We start from the raw sequence: 18,477 nt of genomic DNA, 5'->3' as shown, positions 1-18,477 counted from the left end.
ACTATGGCCCCTTTATCCGTGGAAGAAGCCAGGGCGGCATTGCTGGCCGGCCTTCGACCCCTCGGAAGGATTAAGGTCCGGCTGGAGGAAGCCAACGGCAGGGTTCTTGCCGAGGCCGTCAGGGCTCCCGGCCCCTATCCCCCCTTCTCCCGTTCGCTGGTGGACGGTTACGCCCTGGGTCCCCACGATGCAAATAGCGACGGGTCAAGCTTCATTTACCGATTAGTGGGGACGGTGACTGCGGGCAGTACCACCGCCATAGCCTTAAAGGAGGGCACGGCGGCGGCCGTTTTTACCGGTGCCCGGCTTCCTGAAGGGACGGTGGCCGTAGTTCCCGTGGAAGCGGTAAAAGAACGGCAGGGAGAAATCGTTGTTTTAGATTTTCCTGCTTCCGGGCGTTATTTGGAACAGTCGGGGGAAGAAGTAAAGCCTGGCGAGGAAATATTGGCAGCCGGAACCGTCATTGGCCCCGGAGAAATCAGCCTCCTTGCTGCCCTGGGGTTCCGTGAAATAACGGTTTACCGGCGGCCGCGGGTGGCCTTGGCCACGACGGGCAATGAATTGCGGGAGCCGGGAAACGGGCGGGTGGCAGATTTCTTCGATCGGGCGGCAATATATGGTAGCAATCTTTATGCCCTGGCGGCGGCTGTTGAGGCTTACGGCGGTCAAGTCATATGTTTAGGCATATTAAAAGACGTTTTGGAGGAACAGGTTGCAGCCTGCAGGCGTGGGTTAGAAGAAGGGGATCTGCTTTTGTTCACCGGCGGTGCCGGGGGCAGCGCCTTTGATTTTACCTCCGCAGCCTTCAGCGGCGCCGGAGGGGAGCTCCTCTTTACAGAATTGGCCGTTCGACCCGGAAAGCGGGCGGTGGCGGCGCGGGCGGGAAATAAATTAATGATAGGCCTGCCCGGGACACCGCCTGCCGCCCAGGTGCTCTTTTATCTCCTGGTCGTTCCCGTACTAAAAGCAATGGGCGGTCGGCAAGGAGCTCTGTCGGCTTTTTTGGCGCCTTTAAAAAAAGCCGTTGACCGTCCTCGGGCGGAACGTACCTTTTACTGGGCCCGGGTAGAATGCCGGGGCGGCCGTTTTGAGGTAACGCCTCTACCGCGGTATCCGGGGGGGATTCGCGCCGCCGTAGGAGCAAACGCCCTTATTGATCTCCCCCCGGGTGCGGCGCCGAAGGAGGGCGAGGAAGTAACGGTAATTATGATAAGCGATATTGAATAACATTACATTAAAAGCAAGGAGGGCACTCCCAGAATGATGGCTGAAACTCCAATTATTTCTGTAGTCGGTAAATCCGATGTGGGGAAAACGACGCTTCTTACCAAGCTCCTTCCAGAATTGAAACGGCGCGGCTACCGGGTGGCTACGATAAAACATGATACCCACGGTTTCGATATCGACCGACCCGGGAAGGATACATGGCGCCACGCCGAAGCCGGGGCAGACGTTGTCGTAATATCTTCGCCGACCAAAATAGCCTTCATCGAGAAAGTAGAGACGGAACTCCCACTGGATGCCATCGCCGCTCGCATTCACAACGTAGATCTAATCATTACCGAAGGTTACAAGCGCGGCGACAAACCCAAAATAGAAGTCCATCGGGCGGCGGTAAGTAAAGAGCTCTTGTGTGAAGCTAAGGAGCTTCTTGCCGTAGCTACAGATGAGCCTCTAAGTATAGGCGTTCCCTGCTACGATCTGGATGATGCCGCCGGCCTGGTAGATTTAATAGAAGAAAGGATTCTTGCTCCGGCGGGGAGGAAGCGCTCGATATGAAGCGTCCCCTTAACGCATACGATCGGGCGTTGATAGGCCTGCAGGATAAAATCTTGCAATTGGGAGAATACGTTGCCGATCAGGTTGATAAAGCCCTGGCCGCCCTTAAAGCCCAGGATCCGGACCTTGCTCGCCAGGTGGTGGAGGGTGACAATTTTGCCGACGATCTGGATTATAACATTGAAATGGCGGCCCTGGACCTGATTTCCCTGCAGCAGCCGGGAGGAGAAGATCTTAGGACCTTGGCTACTGTTATGCGGGTCGGCAAGGAACTGGAGCGTGTGGGTGATTATGCCGTAAATATTGCCGAGATTGCCGAGCGCCTCGCCTCCCTGGGACCGTATTTCAAGCCCCTGGTAGATATACCCCGCATGAGCGATCTGGCCAGGGCGATGCTGAGGAAAAGTTTGCAGGCCCTGCTAAATCGAGATATGGAAGCGGCCAGGGAAATAGTCAAAGCCGACGACGCCGTCGATCGCCTCTTTGAAGAGCTCTATAACGAGCTGGTCGGCTTCATGAAGAAAGGGGCGGAATATGTAGATCAGGCCAGTTATTTAGCCCTGGTGGCCCGTTATTTGGAACGCATCGCTGACCATGCCGTCAACATCGCCGAAATGGTTGTTTATCGGGAAACCGGCCAGCGGCGGGCCTTCAAAGACTACCAGGGGCCGCAAAAAATTGTATCTCCGGGATGGAAATAACATAAGGGAATAGAGGCTTAAGCATGTTTTTTACCATGATCACCATGCTGGCCGGCGGTTTGGCCCTCTTCCTTTACGGCATGCATCTTATCAGCAGCGGCCTGCAGAAGGCGGCGGCCCGCCAGGTGCAGCACCTTCTGGGGACGGTTACTAAAAACCGCTTTTTCGGTATGCTGGCCGGACTTGTAGTGACCATTTTCCTCCAGACAAGCGCCGTTACCACCGTCCTTTTAGTAGGTTTTGTCAGCGCCGGCCTCATGAGTCTGGGTCAGGCCCTGGGGGTTATTTTAGGGGCGGCCATCGGCTCAACCCTGACGGCCCAGCTTATCGCCCTGCGCCTCGGCGATTATGCCCTGTGGGCCGTAGTGATCGGCCTTATCCCCTACCTTTTTGCCAGACGTCTACGATGGCGTTACCTGGGACAGGCCATTCTGGGTTTTGGCCTTATTTTTTACGGGGCGGCAATGATGGGCACAGCCGTAACACCTTTAAATACTTTTATCGGTTTTAAAAGGTTGCTGACCGCTCTGGGCGACCATCCGTGGCTGATGATGCTGGGTTCCACCCTTTTCACAGGAATAGTGCAGGGTAGTGCGGCACCGGTAGTTTTGGCCATGACCCTGGCCGCCCAGGGCAGTCTGTCCTTAAATGCGGCCCTGGCCATGGTCCTTGGCGCCAACCTCGGTACTACCGCCACCGCCCTCATCTCCAGTATCGCCCTTTCCCGCGAGGCTAAGAGGGTCGCCCTTGCCCACTTCTTTTTTAAAGGGGTGGGCGTACTCTTATTTTTGCCTTTACTGGGATTATATGGAACATTATGCCGGTTTACTTCACCTGATATAGCCCATCAGGTAGCCAACGGCCACACCCTTTTTAACGTTATTAACATGATAATCTTTCTCCCCTTCACCCCAGCGGTAGGTCGCTTGATGGTAAGGATACTACCTGATGTGCCGGGGGAAGAGAAGGTGGCTAAATACTTGGATGCCGAGGTGCTGGAAATTCCCGAGCTGGCCCTGGCCGGCGCAACCAGGGAGCTTTTACGCATGGCCGCCATCATCAGGGAAGAGATGTTTCCCAGGGTGATGCAACCCCTGGCCGAGCGGGAGGTTGAGCTGTTGGAAAAGCTGCGCGGTCTGGATAACATCCTTGACTACCTGTACCGCGCGGTGGCCAGGTATCTTGCCCAATTAAATCAAGGGAATCTAACTGAAGATCAATTGATCGCCCAGACCAGGCTCCTATATATAGCCAACGACCTGGAACATATAGGGGACGTGGTAGTGGAAATGGCCCACCAGTGGCGCAAGATAGAGGCCGGAGGAATAGAGTTCTCGCCGGCGGGACAGATTGAGCTTCAAGAGATGTTTAACAAGGTTAAGGAGAATTTTGATACGGCCATCAAGGCCTTTGCCGACAACGACGAGGTACTGGCGGCAGGAGTCATTAGGGGCCACCCCGAGATACTGCGCCTGGAGAAGACTTTGCGTTACTCCCATTTTCAACGCCTGCAGCAAGAAAACCGCCTCAGCCTGGAAACCACATCTATGCATATGGACCTCATAAACCAGCTTTTGCGCCTGAACTTCCACAGCGTCAGCATAGCCCAGGCGGTGTTGGGAATTATTTAGTTGACAGGCCTTGAGGTAAAGGGTATTTTTTGTTAAGATAGCTATCTGGAAAAGGGAAGGAGTTGGTGAATTAATGCAAGGCATATGGTTTTCGGAACTGCAGACCCCAGGATTAGGCCTTTCTATTAAATTAAAAAGGACGTTACATCATGAAAAAACGCCCTACCAGGAACTGGCGGTTGTCGACACCGAGGCATACGGACGTATGCTCCTTTTAGACAACATAATCCAGACGACGGTAGGGGATGAATTTTTTTATCATGAGATGATCGCCCACGTACCCCTTAACACCCATCCCCATCCCCGAACGGCTCTGGTAATCGGAGGCGGCGACGGTGGCGTAATCCGGGAGATTATTAAACATCCCAGCATTGAGAAAGCGGTTCTGGTGGAAATTGACGCCCGGGTGGTGGCCAACGCCCGGGAATACCTGCCGGAGATCGCCTGCGGCCTTGACGATGCCCGGGTGGAAATCCGTTTTGAAGACGGCATCGAGCATGTCCGCCAGATGGAAAATACCTATGATGTAATAATCGTCGACTCCACCGATCCTATAGGCCCGGCGGTGGGGCTCTTCAGCACCGAGTTTTACCGCAATGTGTACCGTGCGTTAAAACCCGATGGCCTTTTTGTTGCCCAGACGGAATCCCCCCTCTTCAACGCCAGGCTTATCCGGCGTATCCAGCGGGATCTGGCTGAAATTTTCCCCATTGCGCGCCTGTACCTGACTACGGTTCCTACCTATCCGGGCGGTATCTGGAGCTTCAGCATGGGTAGCAAGGAATATGATCCCCTGGAGGTGGACTGGAGAAAGGTGCCCCAGCTGGCCACCAGGTTTTACACGCCGGCCGTCCATCAGGCGGCCTTTGCCCTGCCGCCCTTCGTCCAGGACATTTTAAACAAAAAGGACGATGACGAATTTGAAGTATAAATTTAACCAAACAGGGAAATTTCTGGGGAGCGGCGGCGAGTATAAAAGTGCCCACACCGTGCTGGCGGGCCTGCCCTTTGATGCCACCACCAGTTTTCGCCCGGGCGCTCGTTGGGGGCCCCAGGCCGTCCGCAACGTGTCCGAGGTCTTAGAAGAATACAGCCCGAGGCTCAATCGCGATCTTAGCGAGGTCTCCTTTTACGATGCCGGCGATCTCGATCTGGTACCCGGTAGGGTAGAGGTCAACCTTGAGCGCATGGAGGCAGCGGCCGCCGCCTTATTCCAGGACGGCAAGCTGCCTCTATTCCTCGGGGGCGAGCACCTAATAAGCTATCCCCTCATCCGGGCGGCTCGCCGGCACTACCCCGACCTGGCCGTCCTTCATTTCGACGCCCATGCCGATCTGAGGGAAGAATACCTCGGTGAGAGGTTATCCCACGCCACCGTCATGCGCCTGGTGGCCGAAGAAATCGGTCCGGGGAACCTGTACCAGTTTGGCATTCGTTCCGGCACCTGGGGGGAATTCGCCTACGGTCAGGAAGAAACAAATTTTTTTATGGATGTTATCACCCAGCCCCTGGCCAGGTTGGTACCGGAATTTGGCAGCCGCCCCCTTTACGTCAGCATAGACATCGATGTGGTTGACCCAGCCTTTGCTCCCGGCACCGGTACTCCGGAACCTGGAGGGTGTACGCCCAGGGAGATTTTAGAGGCGATTTATCTCCTCAGCCGGGCCAGGGTAGTGGCCTTCGATTTGGTGGAGGTCTGTCCGGCCTTCGATCAAGCCAATATCACCGCCGCTCTGGCGGCCAAGATCCTTCGCGAAGCCATCCTCGCCTGGAGCCGTTAGCAATTGCCTGCAGGTGAAGAGGTAGGCTGCCATGTTTAAATTATACGAAACTACCTGCAGCAGCGCCCTCAATCGTTCCCGTATACCGGGTATAGATTACTGCCTGAACCCCTATACGGGGTGCAGCCATGGCTGCGTCTACTGTTATGCCGCCTGTATGGCGCGTTTCCGGGGTCGTGATGAACGGTGGGGCTCATTTGTCGAGGTTAAGACCAACTTCCTCGAAGTGCTCGCCGGCCAGCTGCGGCGTCCTAAAGGGGGCAGGGTAATGCTTTCCAGCGTTACCGATGCCTATCAAGTTATTGAAAGAAAATATAGATTGACCCGCCGGTGCCTGGAATTATTGTCCCGGAGCAATCTGGCGGTATCTATACTTACCAAGTCGGACATTATCGTTGAAGATCTGGACCTACTGCGGGCCATGCCTGCCGTGTCAGTAGGTTTTACCATTACCACGTTAGATGACGGACTGGCACGGCAGCTGGAACCCGGCGCTCCGCCTCCCTCCCGCCGCCTGGCGGCCCTGAAAAAACTGGCTTCCTCCGGTATAAAGACGTGGGTTTTTGTCGCCCCCGTAATACCCGGCTTAAACGACGCGCCCGAAGAACTTGCTACCCTTGCCCGAAAGGCTTTAGGGGCGGGAGCGCGGGAAGTAGAATTCGATCCCATGAATTTTTATCCAGCGGCGGTGGCCGGTGTTAAAAAAACGATAGCCAGATACCGACCCCAGGGGTTGGCGGCTTTTGCCGGAGCCTGCAGCGACCCCGTCGCCTACAGACAGAAACTTTACCGCATCAGGCACTTTATCTGCGGCAAGAAAAATATTTGACTTTCCGGCGGTACCATGCTATAATAACTAACGCAGTCAAGGAATGGCGGGCGGTTAGCTCAGCGGGAGAGCACCTGCCTTACAAGCAGGGGGTCGGCAGTTCGATCCTGCCACTGCCCACCAGGTAAGGAGCCGTAGTGTAGCGGTTTAACATGTCGGCCTGTCACGCCGAAGATCGCGGGTTCAAATCCCGTCGGCTCCGCCAGACATGCCTCGGTAGCTCAGTTGGTAGAGCAGAGGACTGAAAATCCTCGTGTCGGCGGTTCGATTCCGCCCTGAGGCACCAGAACCAGAGGCCTGGAAACCCCAGGCCTTTTCTATTTATTTCTATTTATAACGGGAGCAAAAGGGGGATAGATATGGACAAGAACGAATACAGGCAGCGCATCAGCCATTTTCAGGATGCTTTGCAGGCCCGGGAACTGGATGGCGCCATCATATTTCAGGCCGTGGATTTATATTATCTAAGCGGTACCGCCCAGAGCTGTCACCTCTTCATTCCTTCCCAGGGAGAACCGCTTCTTTTGGCTTTCCGTGACTTCAACAGGGCCCGGACCGAAGCTGCCGTAAATAACGTCCTTCCTTTACGGAGCTTTCGCGAGATACCGTCCCTTTTGGCCGCAGCCGGATTGCAGGAGCCCAAACATTTGGGTCTGGCCATGGATGTAATTTCTTTAAATCTTTTCCGGCGCTATGAAGAAATTTTTCCCGGTTGCCAGTGGGTGGACATAAGCGGGATATTGCGCACCCAGCGCATGATTAAATCTGAGGCGGAGCTGGCGGCCCTGCGCTATGCTGCTGAAAAACACGCCGCAGTCTTCCGTTACATAGGCGATATCATTCAACCGGGGATGACGGAACTGGAAATAGCCGCCGCCTTTGAAGCCTTTGCCCGCCGCCTCGGCCACCAGGGGACAAAACGCTTCCGGGGTCAGGAGCAGGGCATGATACCCGGCATCGTTGCCGCCGGCGTCAATGCCACCCTGACTTCCTGCTATGATCTACCCCTGGCTGGCAACGGCCTTACTCCCCTTTATCCCATGGGCCCCAGCCAGCGCCGCTGGGAAAAAGGCGAACCTTTGCTCATTGACTATGCCGGGGTTTACGGCGATTATACCGTAGATCAAACGCGCGTTTATCTGGATAGCGAAGTAGAACCGCAGATGCATAAGGCCCAGGAAGTGGCAAAGGAGATCGCCGCCAAAGTTGCGGAAAGGGCCAGACCTGGGGTAACTGCCGGGGAGCTTTACGACTTCGCCGTTAAAATGGCAGAGAAGGCCGGGTTGGGTGAATATTTTATGGGCTACGGCCGCCAGGTTTCCTACATCGGTCACGGCACCGGATTGGAATTGAACGAATGGCCGGTCATTGCCAAGGGAAATAAAACCGCTCTGGCGGAGGGTATGGTCTTTGCCCTGGAACCCAAATTCGTCTTTCCCGGCCGGGGCAGCGTAGGGATAGAGGACACTTACGTAGTTACGGAAAAAGGAGCGGTAAGCCTGACCTTCTAGTGTGGGAGGATAAAACATTTGCTTGCCGAATAAATAAAGGTGTAAATAAAGGTGAGGTATAGAGCCGGTGGATGCCAGTTGTCGAAAAATCGTCGATGCCCGTCTTGAATTGGCCCAACTTGAACTGCGGGTGGCTTTGCTGGCCAGGGAAGGGTTAAAACGCTGGGAGATTGCCGCGGCACTGGGTATACAAATAGGAACGGTCAAATCCCAGCTGGAAAGGGTGGCAGACAAGCTTGGACCCGATTGGAAGGAAAAGAAAAACATCGTCTGGCCGGAGCTGGACGAAGAGGTTTTGAGCGCCTTAAAGACCCTCCGGGAAGGGGACAATTTGGTTGCAATAGAAGAAGAGGATTCTGTCCCCGAAGAAGCCGCCATCCTGCATCTCAAGGGCGTAGCCAATAAAACGGGCAGTAATTACCTGCACCAGGCGCGCGCCCTCCAATGGCGTCTCCTCCTCCTGGGTGACGGCCGGGCTCTACATGTCGGCGCTGCCGCCCGTTTTTGGATTAAACCGGCCCTGTCATTTTTAAGCGAAAACAAATATATTCGTTTTTTAAACAGCGATGTGGGTGATGAGCCTTACCGTCCCTGGTGGCTGCCCTATACTACCGGCGGTCGGGCAAGGGGTACGCGTGCCGCTTTTTACAAAATCATAGATGCTTCGGCCGGTGAATACGTCTGCAATTACCTGCAATTCTGGCTTGAAGACGAACTCGAAGATTATGTAACCCGCCTCTACAGCCGTATGAAGCAACGCTGGCAGGCTTTAAGCCGTATCGCCCGCAGCGCCGGTCGAACCGTACCGGTGCCTCCGCCTTCTCTGGCAGAGCTTTTGCAAGAGGCGCGGCAGGTATTTGGTTTGGGTGAATAAAGCACTTTGAGACCTGGAAGGGAGTCGAGTTATGAAGAAAATTATTATCGTCGGTGGCGGTAAGGTGGGTTATCAGGTAGCCAAACAGTGTAAATCTTTTGGTTATGAAGTAATTCTAGTCGAGCAAGAACAGGTGAAGGCAGAGAAGATAAAAGAGGAGCTAGCTCTTCCGGTCATAGTGGGTGACGGTACTAAGCCCCAGGTCCTTAAAAAAGCCGGTGCCGAAAACGCCGATATAGTAATTGCTATTACCGATGACGATCAAGATAATCTAGTAATATGTCAGCTGGCCGAACGCCAATTTAAAGCCAAACGCACCCTGGCTCTGGTAAACAATCCCGGTAATGAAAAACTTTTTCGCTGGCTTGGAGTAAATCAGGTTATTGGTCCGGCCTCCCTTGTTATGGATTTAATTCAGGAAAGGGTGGATATGGACGCCACTACGGCCCTGTGGATGCAGGGAATTAAAGATTTAAAAATGGTACAATTTAGGTTGGAACCTGAGGCGCCGGTGTGCGGGCGGAAAATAAAGGAGATACCTTTTCCCAACGAATGCATCCTGGTGACCATCGTTCGGGGTGAGACGGCAATAGTGCCCTGCGGCAATACTATCCTGGAGGAGGGCGACCTGGTATTTGCCCTTACAAATCCAGAAGTTCAGCGGGAGCTGGAGTTTATCCTGGCGGGAAAAAATGAAAACGCTTGACATGAATTTTGGCACATGCTATAATCACTTATGCAGCGAGCGGAAATAGCTCAGTGGTAGAGCATCGCCTTGCCAAGGCGAGGGTCGCGGGTTCAAATCCCGTTTTCCGCTCCATTTTTTATCACGGCGCGGTGGCGAAGTGGCTAACGCCGCGGTCTGCAAAACCGCTATTCGCCGGTTCAAATCCGGCCCGCGCCTCCAAGTTATTTTTTTATCTGCGAGAGTGGCGGAACCGGCAGACGCCCGAGACTTAAAATCTCGTGGACCTTTTGGTCCGTGCGGGTTCAAGTCCCGCCTCTCGCACCACAAAAATAAGGGTTTATGGGCGGGAAAACCCATAAACTTTTTTATTTGGTTGTTTATCAGTCGGCACCGTACACTAAATCCCCTCCTAAGAACTTCCGTCCCACAAGGTTAGCGGCCTTCCACACAGAATAGCTGCCCGCCGCCGGGTCAACGACCACATCTCCGGGATTGGTTACGGCTTCAATGAGCCTGGCTTGAAGTTTTACCGGTTTAGAATGGGCGTGGTCGTTTGGTGCGGGTTTTTCTTGCCACACGTCCGGGATATTATGTACCGCCCACACTCCTTTGGCCCTGAGGGGCTTTTTTTGAATAACCACCAAATATTCGCTCTGCCGGCGACTGCGGTAACCCATCCCCATTTTTTGTTTATCCCAGACGATCATATCTACTACTTGCAAATTTGCCGGCAACCATCCCGTGATCCCTTCGCACAAATGAAATTTGTCGACCCATAAGAAAAGATGGCCGGAGGGGATCAGCACCCGCCCTATTTCTGCTATAAAATTTTTTATGGTATCCTCGTCCATCTGGGGTAAAAGGGAGCGTTTGACGCCGCGGCTTTCACCTTCATTTCCATAGGCTAGCTTGTCTAAAACGCCCCGATATTGGGGGTCGAAAAAGACGCAGGGCACGGAACCATCTTTTACAGCGGCCAGGAGGTCGCGTCCGTCGCAACGGTTGGGGAAATCATATTTAAAAAGCGGTTCTTTTAGACAGTCCCCGTAGGTCGGCATATGTCTGCCCCTGGTGAAGACCACCGCCATCCTTTCAACCCCCTCTATTTTTCCCGCATCTATTCTAACATTCTTAGAAGAGGTCAATTTTCCCTATACAAAGCTAAACAATCTATAACTTTGTTAGGTACTCATTGTGCAGACCCCGACAAGTACTATATTGTTGGGGCCGACGGCTACCTCCGTCACCGTCTGGCCAGCCCGGCACCCCATAATGGGGAGGCCCACATCTCCCCGGTTCGGGCCTCCGGCTACCAGGCTGCTTTCCGGCGTTTTCCGTCCCTCAGACAGATCCCACGTTTGTGGGCTGCAGAAAAATCCCTGTAGGCGGCATCTGTCTTAAGGCACCTGCCGGATGGGGGAGTTACCCCGCCTACCTGCCGCCCCTCTGCCCCACCGCAGAGTGTTGCCGGACTCCCGGGAAGCCTGGCAGGGAAAAGCGGCAGGCTTAAAGTCGATTTCAAGATGAATTGAACATAAAAGACAGCCAGTCTTCAGGGTTCCACCGCCGGAAGAGGCAGTCTTTCCTTATCGCCCTCTTTCTGGCCGCCTTGAACAGCCCGAAGAGCCTGCCCCACAACTTGAAATGCTGCCATCCTTCCCCTGGTGCCAGCATTTTCAAGATCTCTTTGGGGATCTTCTCGGTAAAGCCTAAAGCCCTCCTGGCGATCACCAGAGCAGCGGCCTGGTGGGTGGAAAGGCCATAAACCCGCGAGTATTTGAAATACCCGATAAGCGAAGTGAACTTAGCGGGTACGGTAAAGACCGCGATACCCCTCTTCCTCAAGGCCACGACAATCCGGTTAAACAGGAGCTTTTTGCAAAAGTTGTGGGTTATGCGGTTGAAATACCGGTTGGTGTCGTGGTCCTGAGCAAAGGACAACTCCTCCAGGGCGACCTGCTTTACGCCTATATCTTTCAGCCAGGCGGCTATTTCTTTAACCAGGTTGCCGGCAAGCCATTCCCGTTTTTCGTGGGAAACGTGGACCAGCTCCGGGCACCAGAAGCAGTGGGAGGCCTTGAAGTTGCCGTCAGGCGAAACTACCGTCACGGCCGCCACTTCGGGGTTCAGGTCTATTCCCGCCATGACAGAATTCTTGTCCACGGACGCGGTGTCCCCCAGGGGGAAGGAAATGAGGCATTCGAACCTGCCGTCTTTCCGCACTACCCGCACCGTGTAGGCTTCTCCCTTGAGGAGACGCAAGATGAGAAGGTCCCGGTAGCGGGCGGGGATTTCCAGCGGCACCGTGATCCATTCTTCTTCCTTTCTCCTGCGGCCCGTCTTGTTTTCCGGCTCCGGCGGTATGTAGACGTTGAGGTGAAAGGCGCCGGTTAAATCGTGATAGACGATTTCCGTGTTGGCGTTGCCGTGCTGCCCTTCCAGCCCTTTCATGTTGGCCTGGCCCACGGAGTAAAAGGAATTGGACCGCAGCTCACGCCATTTTTCTTTAGAAAGCTTGCCTTCCTGTAGGAGAAGCAGGTTTTTCTTGCCCCCGAACACGGCGGGCGGCACCTCGCCCCTTTCCAGGAAGCCCTCCCAATAGGCCAGTTTGGCCCGGAGCTTATTCAGCCGGGTGTGGATACCCTGACGGTGAAGCCGGTCCCTGGCGCGTTCTAGTTTTTCCTCGGATTTCTCTATTTTAGCTTTCAGGTCGGAGACATACATCTTCACCAGCTCTTGCTGGCTCTCTATAGTGCTCTTCGCGTCTTCCACCGCCCACTGGCACCAGCGGGCGTTGGGAAAAAACTTTTCGTAGAGGGCTTTGACAATTTCCCCGGCTTCCTCCCCGCGCCTCAAGGCCTGGTAGGCGGAACGCTTGGCCGCTTGAAAACGGCCCATAAAGGAGACCAGTTCCTCCCGGGCGATGGCGTCGGGGTATATTCTTCCCGGCACGGTTATCATGTCAATCGGCTTGCTCGCCCTTGGACGCATCGAGCATGGCCTCCTTTACTTTTTTGCGGAATTCTCTGCTCCGCGAACCATAAAGCTTGGCGGAAAAAACGGTCAGGATGGAAAGCATGTCCTGTACCAGCTCTTCCTGAAGGGATTTCGACTCTTCCCCGTTCACTATTTCTATTCTCACGCCGAAGGCGTTAAAATAGCGCTCGATATAGGTGAACCCGAACCGGGCCAGCCGATCCTTGAACTCGATTACCACCAGGTCCATCTTGCCTTCCCGGGCCATGCGGAAAAGCCGGGCCAGCCCTTTGCGTTTCTCGTTCAGCCCGGACCCCTGCTCCGCTATGGCGGCCACTACTCGATAGCCCTTATCCCGGCAGTATTCTTCCAGACGTTTTTTCTGCCGCTCCAGGTTACCGGCTCCGGCCTGCTTGGCGCTGGACACGCGGGCATAAATAACTGCTCGCGTGCCTGAAGGGGCTTCTCCGCCGAGAAGGCGCAGAACCTCGCTCCTGGGAAAACGCCTCTGACCTGAAGGCGTGCGAACGCACCGGATCTTGCCTTCCTTTTCCCAGCGGCGTAGGGTGATGGGGTGGACGCCCAGTATTTCAGCGGCTTTGCGCAACGGGTAGTGTTCTTCTAATTCAGGTTTCATAGTTTAAGTATAGCATTGATTAGGAAAGGAGGCAACTGTTGGTTGGACTTTGTTCTCCGGCAAAACTGCCTGCGCTATACAAGGGAACACCGGGTTCCCGGCAGTACCAGAACTATCGCTGAAGTATGGGAAGAGGAAAAGAAGGTCCTGCTCCCCCTGCCACCTAAAGAGTTTGGCTGTTACCGCCAGGTGGAAGTGCGGGCCGACTCCTATAGCCGGGTAAGGTTTGAAACTACCACCTATTCCGTCCCCCAATCCTATGCCCGACAGCAGCTCGTCCTTAAGGCTTACGTCGATAAAATTGAGGTCTGGGCTAGGAAGGAGCTGATTGCCACCCACCCCAGGTCCTATGGCAAAGGGGAAGAGCACCTGGACCCTCGCCATTACCTTAAGGCTTTAGAACGCAAGCCGCGGGCTCTTGGCTATGCCAGGCCCCTTAAAAATGGAACTCTTCCGCCGGTATACTCGCGGGTTCTGGCCGAACTGGCCCCCCGGCGCAAAGAAGGCCTGCAGGAATTCCAGCGTATCCTGGGCCTGGAACCCCTTTTCGGCCTGGACCTCCTGACCAGGGCCCTGGAGGCAACTTACCAGCAGGACCTGCCCCGGACCTGCCTTGTGGTCCGGGAAGTGGCGGCATCTATTGCCCGGACAGGTTCGCCCCCGCTAAATTTGGATATTATCCCTTTGCCGGCCTCCGGGGGCAGTACCTTGCAACAATTTGACGCTCTGGTGGCCGGGAGGTGAGGGACATGACAAACAACCTGCTCCTGGAGAGTTACCTGAAGAAGCTAAGGCTTCCGGCTATCCTCCGCTCTTACCAGCAGGTGGCCCGGGAAGCGGCCGACCGTAACCAGAGTTATACCGAATACCTCTGTGCCCTGATGGAACAGGAAATTATCCAGCGGGAAGAGGCCAACCTGAAAAGGCGTCTTAAACAGGCCCGCTTCCCCTATCTCAAGACCCTGGAAGAGTATGACTTCAGCCTTATCCCCTCCCTTAACAAGAATAAAGTCTTGTTCCTGGATCAGGGTGAGTTTATCGCTAAAAAAGAGTGTATCATTTTTCTCGGTAATCCCGGTACCGGCAAGACCCATTTGAGTATCGCCCTGTGGCTCTGCGCCCTGCGCCAGGGCAAGAAAGTCCGCTTTTACACGGCTAACGCCCTGGCCAACGAACTCCTGGAAGCGCAACAAGAGTACCGGCTGGGACGACTAGAAAAGCAGTGGTTATCCTACGACCTGGTCATTCTGGACGAAGTAGGTTATGTGCCCTTTACTAAAACCGGGGCTGAATTGCTGTATCAGTTCTGCGCCAGCCGTTATGAACGGGGTAGCATGATTATTACTACCAACCTGGAATTCAGCCGATGGGTGGAGGTGTTTGGGGATGAAAAGTTAACGGGTGCTTTGTTGGACCGGCTTACCCACCGCGCTCATATCCTAGTCATGAACGGAGAGAGTTTTCGTTTCCGCGAGAGCCTGCGCCGGCAGGAGGCAGAACGCGAAAAACTGCGCGAGCCCGCTTAGGCGTAGCCTAAGCGGGGGTGGGTCCCTTTCTGGTTACCACAGTGGTCCCCTTTTCGATTGCCACAAACAACAAACGTAGTTATTTTTGCTTAAGTCGGCATATGCTTAAATATAAAGCCCCCGATTTACGGGGGCTATATTAAAGGGAACTACTGCATTTTGCCCTGCGCCTGCTGGAATACCTTGTACTGGGGTTCCTGGCTTTCCAGATAGTTGACGCGGCCTTTCAAGCCCTGGGCAATGCTTTCAATCTGATTGGCGTAGTCGGTGAACTGCTTCTTTGCGTTTTTATCCTCGGTTTCCAGGGCGTAGGTTTTTAGATCCGCAGCGGCGCCTTCCAGGCTGGTGAGGGTCTGATGCATTTTCGTACCGACGGTCATTTTGGAAGCCCTCCTTTTGCAGTATGGTTCCCTGTTCAATTGATAGTCTGGACCCTAAAAATGAATAATATAAGAAGCATTTTTTACCCCGACGGGAACCCTTGACCAAGTATGGCTGAAGGCGTATAATAAAAACAAAAATTGGTCTTTTGGGTGTTTTGGGAGGTGGTAGCCGGCGCGGGTGGTTGGTGGCTACCATTTTGAGTTTTTGAGGGGAAAGGAGGTTAAGGCGTGAAGCTGGCAGAAACTTATGTGGGGGAAAAGCTCATTGAACAAGGCGTAAAATTAATTCTCAATAATCCAGAAAAAAATATCCCCCGTTTGATTGCCTTGGCGGAAAAGCTGGCCCGGGATCCCCATCACCGGGAGATGGTTTTTAACGTTAAAAAGGTTCTTGAAGATAAAAACGGCAACTGGTATCGTTTTGCCCAGAGATTGCTGACCCAGACCCATCCCAACGTCAGACTGCGTTTAGCTATGGATTTTTTTGTTAACTCGACTTTTATTGGCGTACCGCGCCAAAAAGAGTGGGCAGCAAAGCTCGGTGTATCCGTACCGTGGGCCATTCTTATGGATCCAACGGAAAAGTGTAACTTGAACTGTGTGGGCTGCTGGGCCGGTGATTACCAGCGAACTCAGGAACTGGATTTTGCTACCATGGATCGCATCATCAGCGAAGGAGAAAAACTGGGTATTAACTTTATAGTTCTTTCCGGCGGCGAGCCCCTGATGCGCCGCGATGACATTATTCGATTGGCAGAGAAACATCCGGATCAGGTTTTTCATCTATTTTCCAACGGGACCTTAATTGACCAAAGCTTCGTCGACGAGATGGTTCGTCTGGGCAATATTACCGTAGCTTTGAGTTTAGAAGGGTTCGAAGAAAAGACCGACAGCCGTCGTGGCAGGGGTATTTTTGCTAAAGTAATGCGGGCCATGGATCTTATGCGGGCCGCCGGGGTTGTCTACGGCGTCTCGGTGACCTACAGTCGTTATAATACCGAAGAACTTGGTAGTGACGCCTTTATTGATATGCTGATAGATAAAGGAGTTGCCTTCGGCTGGTACTTCACCTATATCCCCATCGGCAAAGATGTGGATCTGGAAATGATGGCCACGCCCGAACAGCGTGCCTGGATGTTTGAGCGCATTCAGTATTTCCGTCAAACCAAACCTATCTTCCTGGTCGACTTTTGGAACGACGGCGAGGCCAGCAACGGCTGCATTGCCGGCGGCCGGCGCTATTTCCACATTAACGCCGCCGGAGAAGTGGAGCCCTGTGCCTTTGTTCACTACAGCACCTGCAATATTAAAAACGTCAGCCTGATAGAAGCCCTTCAGAATCCCCTTTTTAAAGCCTATCAGAAGCGCCAGCCCTTTAACCAAAACCTCCGTCGCCCTTGCCCCCTTATTGATAATCCAGAAATGCTGCGCGATATTGTAACGGAAGCAGGAGCCCATTCGACGCAGCTCCACGAAGATGAAACGGCCGAAGAGTTTGCCGCCAAGCTGGCTCCCTACGCCCGGGCCTGGGGGGAAATTGCCGACCGGATTTGGACGGAAAAAGAAAAAGGGGTTGGGGCGGCAGCGGACCATTAGACAAAAGGCGGCTGAAAATGGTAAAATGACCTTGGGAACGACTTCCCGGGTCATTTATTTTAAGGAAAGGCACGTGAACAACCCTTGGGTGTAGAAAAATTATTTAGCTTGGCAGAAGCAATGGAGTTTTCCCGCCAGGAGGTTCGGGACTTGTACCGCCGCCATGTCAATCCCGGCCTGGCGGGTATGCTGTCCCTGCTGGATTTTGATAAAGCCTTTATTCGGGCAGAAGGCGTTGCCGTATGGGACAGGGAGGGCAATCGCTATCTTGACTTTCTAGGCGGCTACGGAGCTTTAAATCTGGGTCATAACCCGCCCGAAGTGCTGGATGCGGTAAAGAAGGTGATGGAACGGCCGAATATACTGCAGGCCTCTTTAAATCCCCTGGCCGCCGCCCTGGCCCACAACCTGGCCCGGGTTACTCCCGGGGATCTGGAACGGGTATTTTTTTGCAACAGCGGGACTGAAGCGGTGGAGGGCGCCCTCAAACTGGCACGCGCCGCCACCGGTAAAGTTAAAATCCTTTACTGCCAAAATTCTTTCCACGGTAAAAGTTTTGGTTCTCTATCGGTCACGGGAAGGGAGAAATACCAGCGCCCCTTCACCCCCCTGTTACCCGGTTGCGAGGCGGTGCCCTACGACGATCTGGAGGCCCTGGAAGCCAAACTGGCGGGGGGCGATGTGGCCGCCTTTATCGTAGAACCCATCCAGGGCGAAGGCGGTGTGATTGTTCCCCGCGACGGCTATCTCAAAGGTGCGCGGGAACTATGTGATCGTTACGGGGCATTGTTGATTGTCGACGAGATTCAAACGGGTTTCGGGCGTACGGGTCGTCTTTTTGCCTGCGAGTATGAAGACGTAGTGCCGGACATCATGTGTCTGGCCAAATCCCTGGGTGGCGGTGTCATGCCCATCGGCGCTTACATCGCCCGTCCGGTCATCTGGGATAAAGCCTACGGCGGCATGGATAAAGCCCTCCTCCATACTTCCACCTTTGGTGGCAATACCCTGGCGGTGGCGGCCGGGCTGGCGGCCCTGGAAAGCATTCTGGAAAAAGACCTGGCGAAACGGGCGGCCGCCCTGGGTAGCTTCTTTTTAGAAAAGCTGCGGCGGCTTAAAGGAAAATATACTATCATAAAAGACGTGCGCGGCCGGGGCCTCCTCATCGGCCTGGAATTTAACCAACCTGTGGGCGGATGGCTGGACAGGTTAACACGCGGTAAGGTAAATGCGCTGGCGGGAGAATATTTTGGTTCCCTGGTAGCCGGAGAGTTAATGAATAAACACCATATTATCACGGCGTATACTCTAAATAATCCCAATGTCATCCGTTTAGAGCCGCCTTTAATCGTTACCGAAGAAGAGATGCAGCAGGTGCTGACGGCTTTGGAATCCATTCTAAGCGGTTACGGTTTTATAGGCGTTACTTTAAGCAGCGCCAAAACCGTCCTGGGTTCCCTTTTAAAACGCTAGAACGCACATAAAGCTTTCTCCTTCCAGGCAGACTAAGTAAAAAAGTCTGCCGGGAGGTTAATCTGATGCCCGAAAACGTCGTTGTTTACACT

General features: G+C 54.0%; 18 protein-coding genes and 6 tRNA genes. 20 read left to right on the top strand and 4 right to left on the bottom strand.

Translation table 11 applies throughout. From position 1 onward, the window contains the following. The first annotated feature begins 3 nt into the window (after nt 1-3). From MHFGQ_RS09870 to MHFGQ_RS09795, 16 genes are all read left to right on the top strand, one after another. Nucleotides 4-1,227 (top strand): molybdopterin molybdotransferase MoeA, encoded by a 1,224-nt coding sequence (locus tag MHFGQ_RS09870; protein ID WP_106006472.1) that lies wholly within the window; start codon nt 4-6, stop codon nt 1,225-1,227. Nucleotides 1,228-1,263: 36 nt separating this feature from the next. Further along, nucleotides 1,264-1,779 carry a molybdopterin-guanine dinucleotide biosynthesis protein B gene (mobB, locus tag MHFGQ_RS09865; RefSeq protein WP_106006510.1) on the top strand — a complete coding sequence of 172 codons (516 nt, stop codon included), beginning with the start codon at nt 1,264-1,266 and terminating at the stop codon, nt 1,777-1,779. Next, nucleotides 1,776-2,480 (top strand): phosphate signaling complex protein PhoU, encoded by a 705-nt coding sequence (gene phoU, locus MHFGQ_RS09860; RefSeq protein WP_106006473.1) that lies wholly within the window; start codon nt 1,776-1,778, stop codon nt 2,478-2,480. Before mobB ends, phoU begins: the two co-directional genes overlap by 4 nt. Before the next feature lie 23 nt (nt 2,481-2,503). Further along, a complete protein-coding gene (locus tag MHFGQ_RS09855) occupies nt 2,504-4,111 on the top strand; it encodes a Na/Pi cotransporter family protein (RefSeq protein WP_106006474.1) in 1,608 nt (535 codons plus the stop codon). 73 nt (nt 4,112-4,184) lie between these two features. Next, nucleotides 4,185-5,042 carry a polyamine aminopropyltransferase gene (gene speE / locus MHFGQ_RS09850; RefSeq protein WP_106006475.1) on the top strand — a complete coding sequence of 286 codons (858 nt, stop codon included), beginning with the start codon at nt 4,185-4,187 and terminating at the stop codon, nt 5,040-5,042. Next, entirely contained in the window at nt 5,032-5,892 is an 861-nt protein-coding gene (gene speB / locus MHFGQ_RS09845) for an agmatinase (protein WP_277997051.1), read from the top strand. Before speE ends, speB begins: the two co-directional genes overlap by 11 nt. 31 nt (nt 5,893-5,923) lie before the next feature. Then, entirely contained in the window at nt 5,924-6,721 is a 798-nt protein-coding gene (locus MHFGQ_RS09840; protein ID WP_106006477.1) for an SPL family radical SAM protein, read from the top strand. A 48-nt stretch (nt 6,722-6,769) separates the two neighbouring features. Beyond that, nucleotides 6,770-6,844 (top strand) — tRNA-Val (locus tag MHFGQ_RS09835). Nucleotides 6,845-6,849: 5 nt separating this feature from the next. Next, nucleotides 6,850-6,926 (top strand) — tRNA-Asp (locus MHFGQ_RS09830). Nucleotides 6,927-6,931: 5 nt separating this feature from the next. Then, nucleotides 6,932-7,007 (top strand) — tRNA-Phe (locus MHFGQ_RS09825). 73 nt (nt 7,008-7,080) lie between these two features. Further along, on the top strand, nt 7,081-8,232 hold the full coding sequence (locus tag MHFGQ_RS09820) for a M24 family metallopeptidase (RefSeq protein WP_106006478.1): 1,152 nt from the start codon (nt 7,081-7,083) through the stop codon (nt 8,230-8,232). A 67-nt stretch (nt 8,233-8,299) separates the two neighbouring features. Then, entirely contained in the window at nt 8,300-9,106 is an 807-nt protein-coding gene (locus MHFGQ_RS09815; RefSeq protein WP_106006479.1) for a hypothetical protein, read from the top strand. 31 nt (nt 9,107-9,137) lie between these two features. Further along, complete coding sequence (locus MHFGQ_RS09810; protein ID WP_106006480.1) at nt 9,138-9,812, top strand: potassium channel family protein; 675 nt, start codon at nt 9,138-9,140, stop codon at nt 9,810-9,812. Between the two features lie 39 nt (nt 9,813-9,851). Next, nucleotides 9,852-9,926: transfer RNA gene (locus MHFGQ_RS09805), tRNA-Gly, on the top strand. Nucleotides 9,927-9,937: 11 nt separating this feature from the next. Beyond that, nucleotides 9,938-10,013 (top strand) — tRNA-Cys (locus tag MHFGQ_RS09800). Nucleotides 10,014-10,029: 16 nt separating this feature from the next. Continuing rightward, nucleotides 10,030-10,118, top strand: a tRNA-Leu gene (locus MHFGQ_RS09795). A 56-nt stretch (nt 10,119-10,174) separates the two neighbouring features. Here the strand turns inward: MHFGQ_RS09795 and MHFGQ_RS09790 are convergent. The 3 genes from MHFGQ_RS09790 to MHFGQ_RS09780 form a co-directional block, all read right to left on the bottom strand. Next, nucleotides 10,175-10,882 (bottom strand): DNA methyltransferase, encoded by a 708-nt coding sequence (locus MHFGQ_RS09790; RefSeq protein ID WP_211292947.1) that lies wholly within the window; start codon nt 10,880-10,882, stop codon nt 10,175-10,177. 430 nt (nt 10,883-11,312) lie between these two features. Then, nucleotides 11,313-12,785 (bottom strand): transposase, encoded by a 1,473-nt coding sequence (locus MHFGQ_RS09785; protein ID WP_245907915.1) that lies wholly within the window; start codon nt 12,783-12,785, stop codon nt 11,313-11,315. Continuing rightward, complete coding sequence (locus MHFGQ_RS09780) at nt 12,757-13,377, bottom strand: IS607 family transposase (RefSeq protein ID WP_211292948.1); 621 nt, start codon at nt 13,375-13,377, stop codon at nt 12,757-12,759. The genes MHFGQ_RS09785 and MHFGQ_RS09780 overlap by 29 nt, the downstream gene beginning before the upstream one ends. A 72-nt stretch (nt 13,378-13,449) precedes the next feature. On the opposite strand from MHFGQ_RS09780, the gene MHFGQ_RS09775 reads away from it, so the two are divergent. Both MHFGQ_RS09775 and istB read left to right on the top strand, forming a co-directional pair. Further along, the gene (locus tag MHFGQ_RS09775) at nt 13,450-14,151 is read left to right on the top strand and encodes a Mu transposase domain-containing protein (RefSeq protein ID WP_170066406.1); all 702 of its coding nucleotides are present in this window, start codon (nt 13,450-13,452) and stop codon (nt 14,149-14,151) included. Between the two features lie 5 nt (nt 14,152-14,156). After that, nucleotides 14,157-14,933 carry an IS21-like element helper ATPase IstB gene (istB, locus tag MHFGQ_RS09770; protein WP_106006484.1) on the top strand — a complete coding sequence of 259 codons (777 nt, stop codon included), beginning with the start codon at nt 14,157-14,159 and terminating at the stop codon, nt 14,931-14,933. 149 nt (nt 14,934-15,082) lie between these two features. On the opposite strand, the gene MHFGQ_RS09765 is transcribed toward istB, so the two are convergent. Next, entirely contained in the window at nt 15,083-15,313 is a 231-nt protein-coding gene (locus MHFGQ_RS09765) for a DUF1657 domain-containing protein (RefSeq protein WP_106006485.1), read from the bottom strand. 231 nt (nt 15,314-15,544) lie between these two features. Between MHFGQ_RS09765 and MHFGQ_RS09760 the strand changes: the two genes are divergently transcribed. Further along, nucleotides 15,545-16,912 (top strand): radical SAM protein, encoded by a 1,368-nt coding sequence (locus MHFGQ_RS09760; protein ID WP_106006486.1) that lies wholly within the window; start codon nt 15,545-15,547, stop codon nt 16,910-16,912. A gap of 120 nt (nt 16,913-17,032) precedes the next feature. After that, nucleotides 17,033-18,385, top strand: a complete 1,353-nt coding sequence (locus MHFGQ_RS09755; protein WP_170066410.1) for an aminotransferase class III-fold pyridoxal phosphate-dependent enzyme — start codon at nt 17,033-17,035, stop codon at nt 18,383-18,385. Nucleotides 18,386-18,477: the final 92 nt, after the last annotated feature.

The organism is Moorella humiferrea (genome assembly GCF_039233145.1).
GTDB lineage: Bacteria > Bacillota > DSM-521 > Neomoorellales > Neomoorellaceae > Neomoorella > Neomoorella humiferrea.
Note: the sequence above shows the minus strand (reverse complement) of the source record. Positions and strands in the feature narration are given on the sequence as shown.

Bases quoted from the DNA above. Each gene is read 5' to 3' on its own strand.
- MHFGQ_RS09785 (WP_245907915.1), bottom strand. From the start codon at position 12,785: ATGCGTCCAAGGGCGAGCAAGCCGATTGACATGATAACCGTGCCGGGA.
- MHFGQ_RS09790 (WP_211292947.1), bottom strand. From the start codon at position 10,882: ATGGCGGTGGTCTTCACCAGGGGCAGACATATGCCGACCTACGGGGAC.
- MHFGQ_RS09870 (WP_106006472.1), top strand. From the start codon at position 4: ATGGCCCCTTTATCCGTGGAAGAAGCCAGGGCGGCATTGCTGGCCGGC.
- MHFGQ_RS09840 (WP_106006477.1), top strand. From the start codon at position 5,924: ATGTTTAAATTATACGAAACTACCTGCAGCAGCGCCCTCAATCGTTCC.
- istB (WP_106006484.1), top strand. From the start codon at position 14,157: ATGACAAACAACCTGCTCCTGGAGAGTTACCTGAAGAAGCTAAGGCTT.
- MHFGQ_RS09765 (WP_106006485.1), bottom strand. From the start codon at position 15,313: ATGACCGTCGGTACGAAAATGCATCAGACCCTCACCAGCCTGGAAGGC.
- speE (WP_106006475.1), top strand. From the start codon at position 4,185: ATGCAAGGCATATGGTTTTCGGAACTGCAGACCCCAGGATTAGGCCTT.
- MHFGQ_RS09755 (WP_170066410.1), top strand. From the start codon at position 17,033: ATGGAGTTTTCCCGCCAGGAGGTTCGGGACTTGTACCGCCGCCATGTC.
- MHFGQ_RS09855 (WP_106006474.1), top strand. From the start codon at position 2,504: ATGTTTTTTACCATGATCACCATGCTGGCCGGCGGTTTGGCCCTCTTC.
- mobB (WP_106006510.1), top strand. From the start codon at position 1,264: ATGGCTGAAACTCCAATTATTTCTGTAGTCGGTAAATCCGATGTGGGG.
- MHFGQ_RS09820 (WP_106006478.1), top strand. From the start codon at position 7,081: ATGGACAAGAACGAATACAGGCAGCGCATCAGCCATTTTCAGGATGCT.
- MHFGQ_RS09810 (WP_106006480.1), top strand. From the start codon at position 9,138: ATGAAGAAAATTATTATCGTCGGTGGCGGTAAGGTGGGTTATCAGGTA.
- phoU (WP_106006473.1), top strand. From the start codon at position 1,776: ATGAAGCGTCCCCTTAACGCATACGATCGGGCGTTGATAGGCCTGCAG.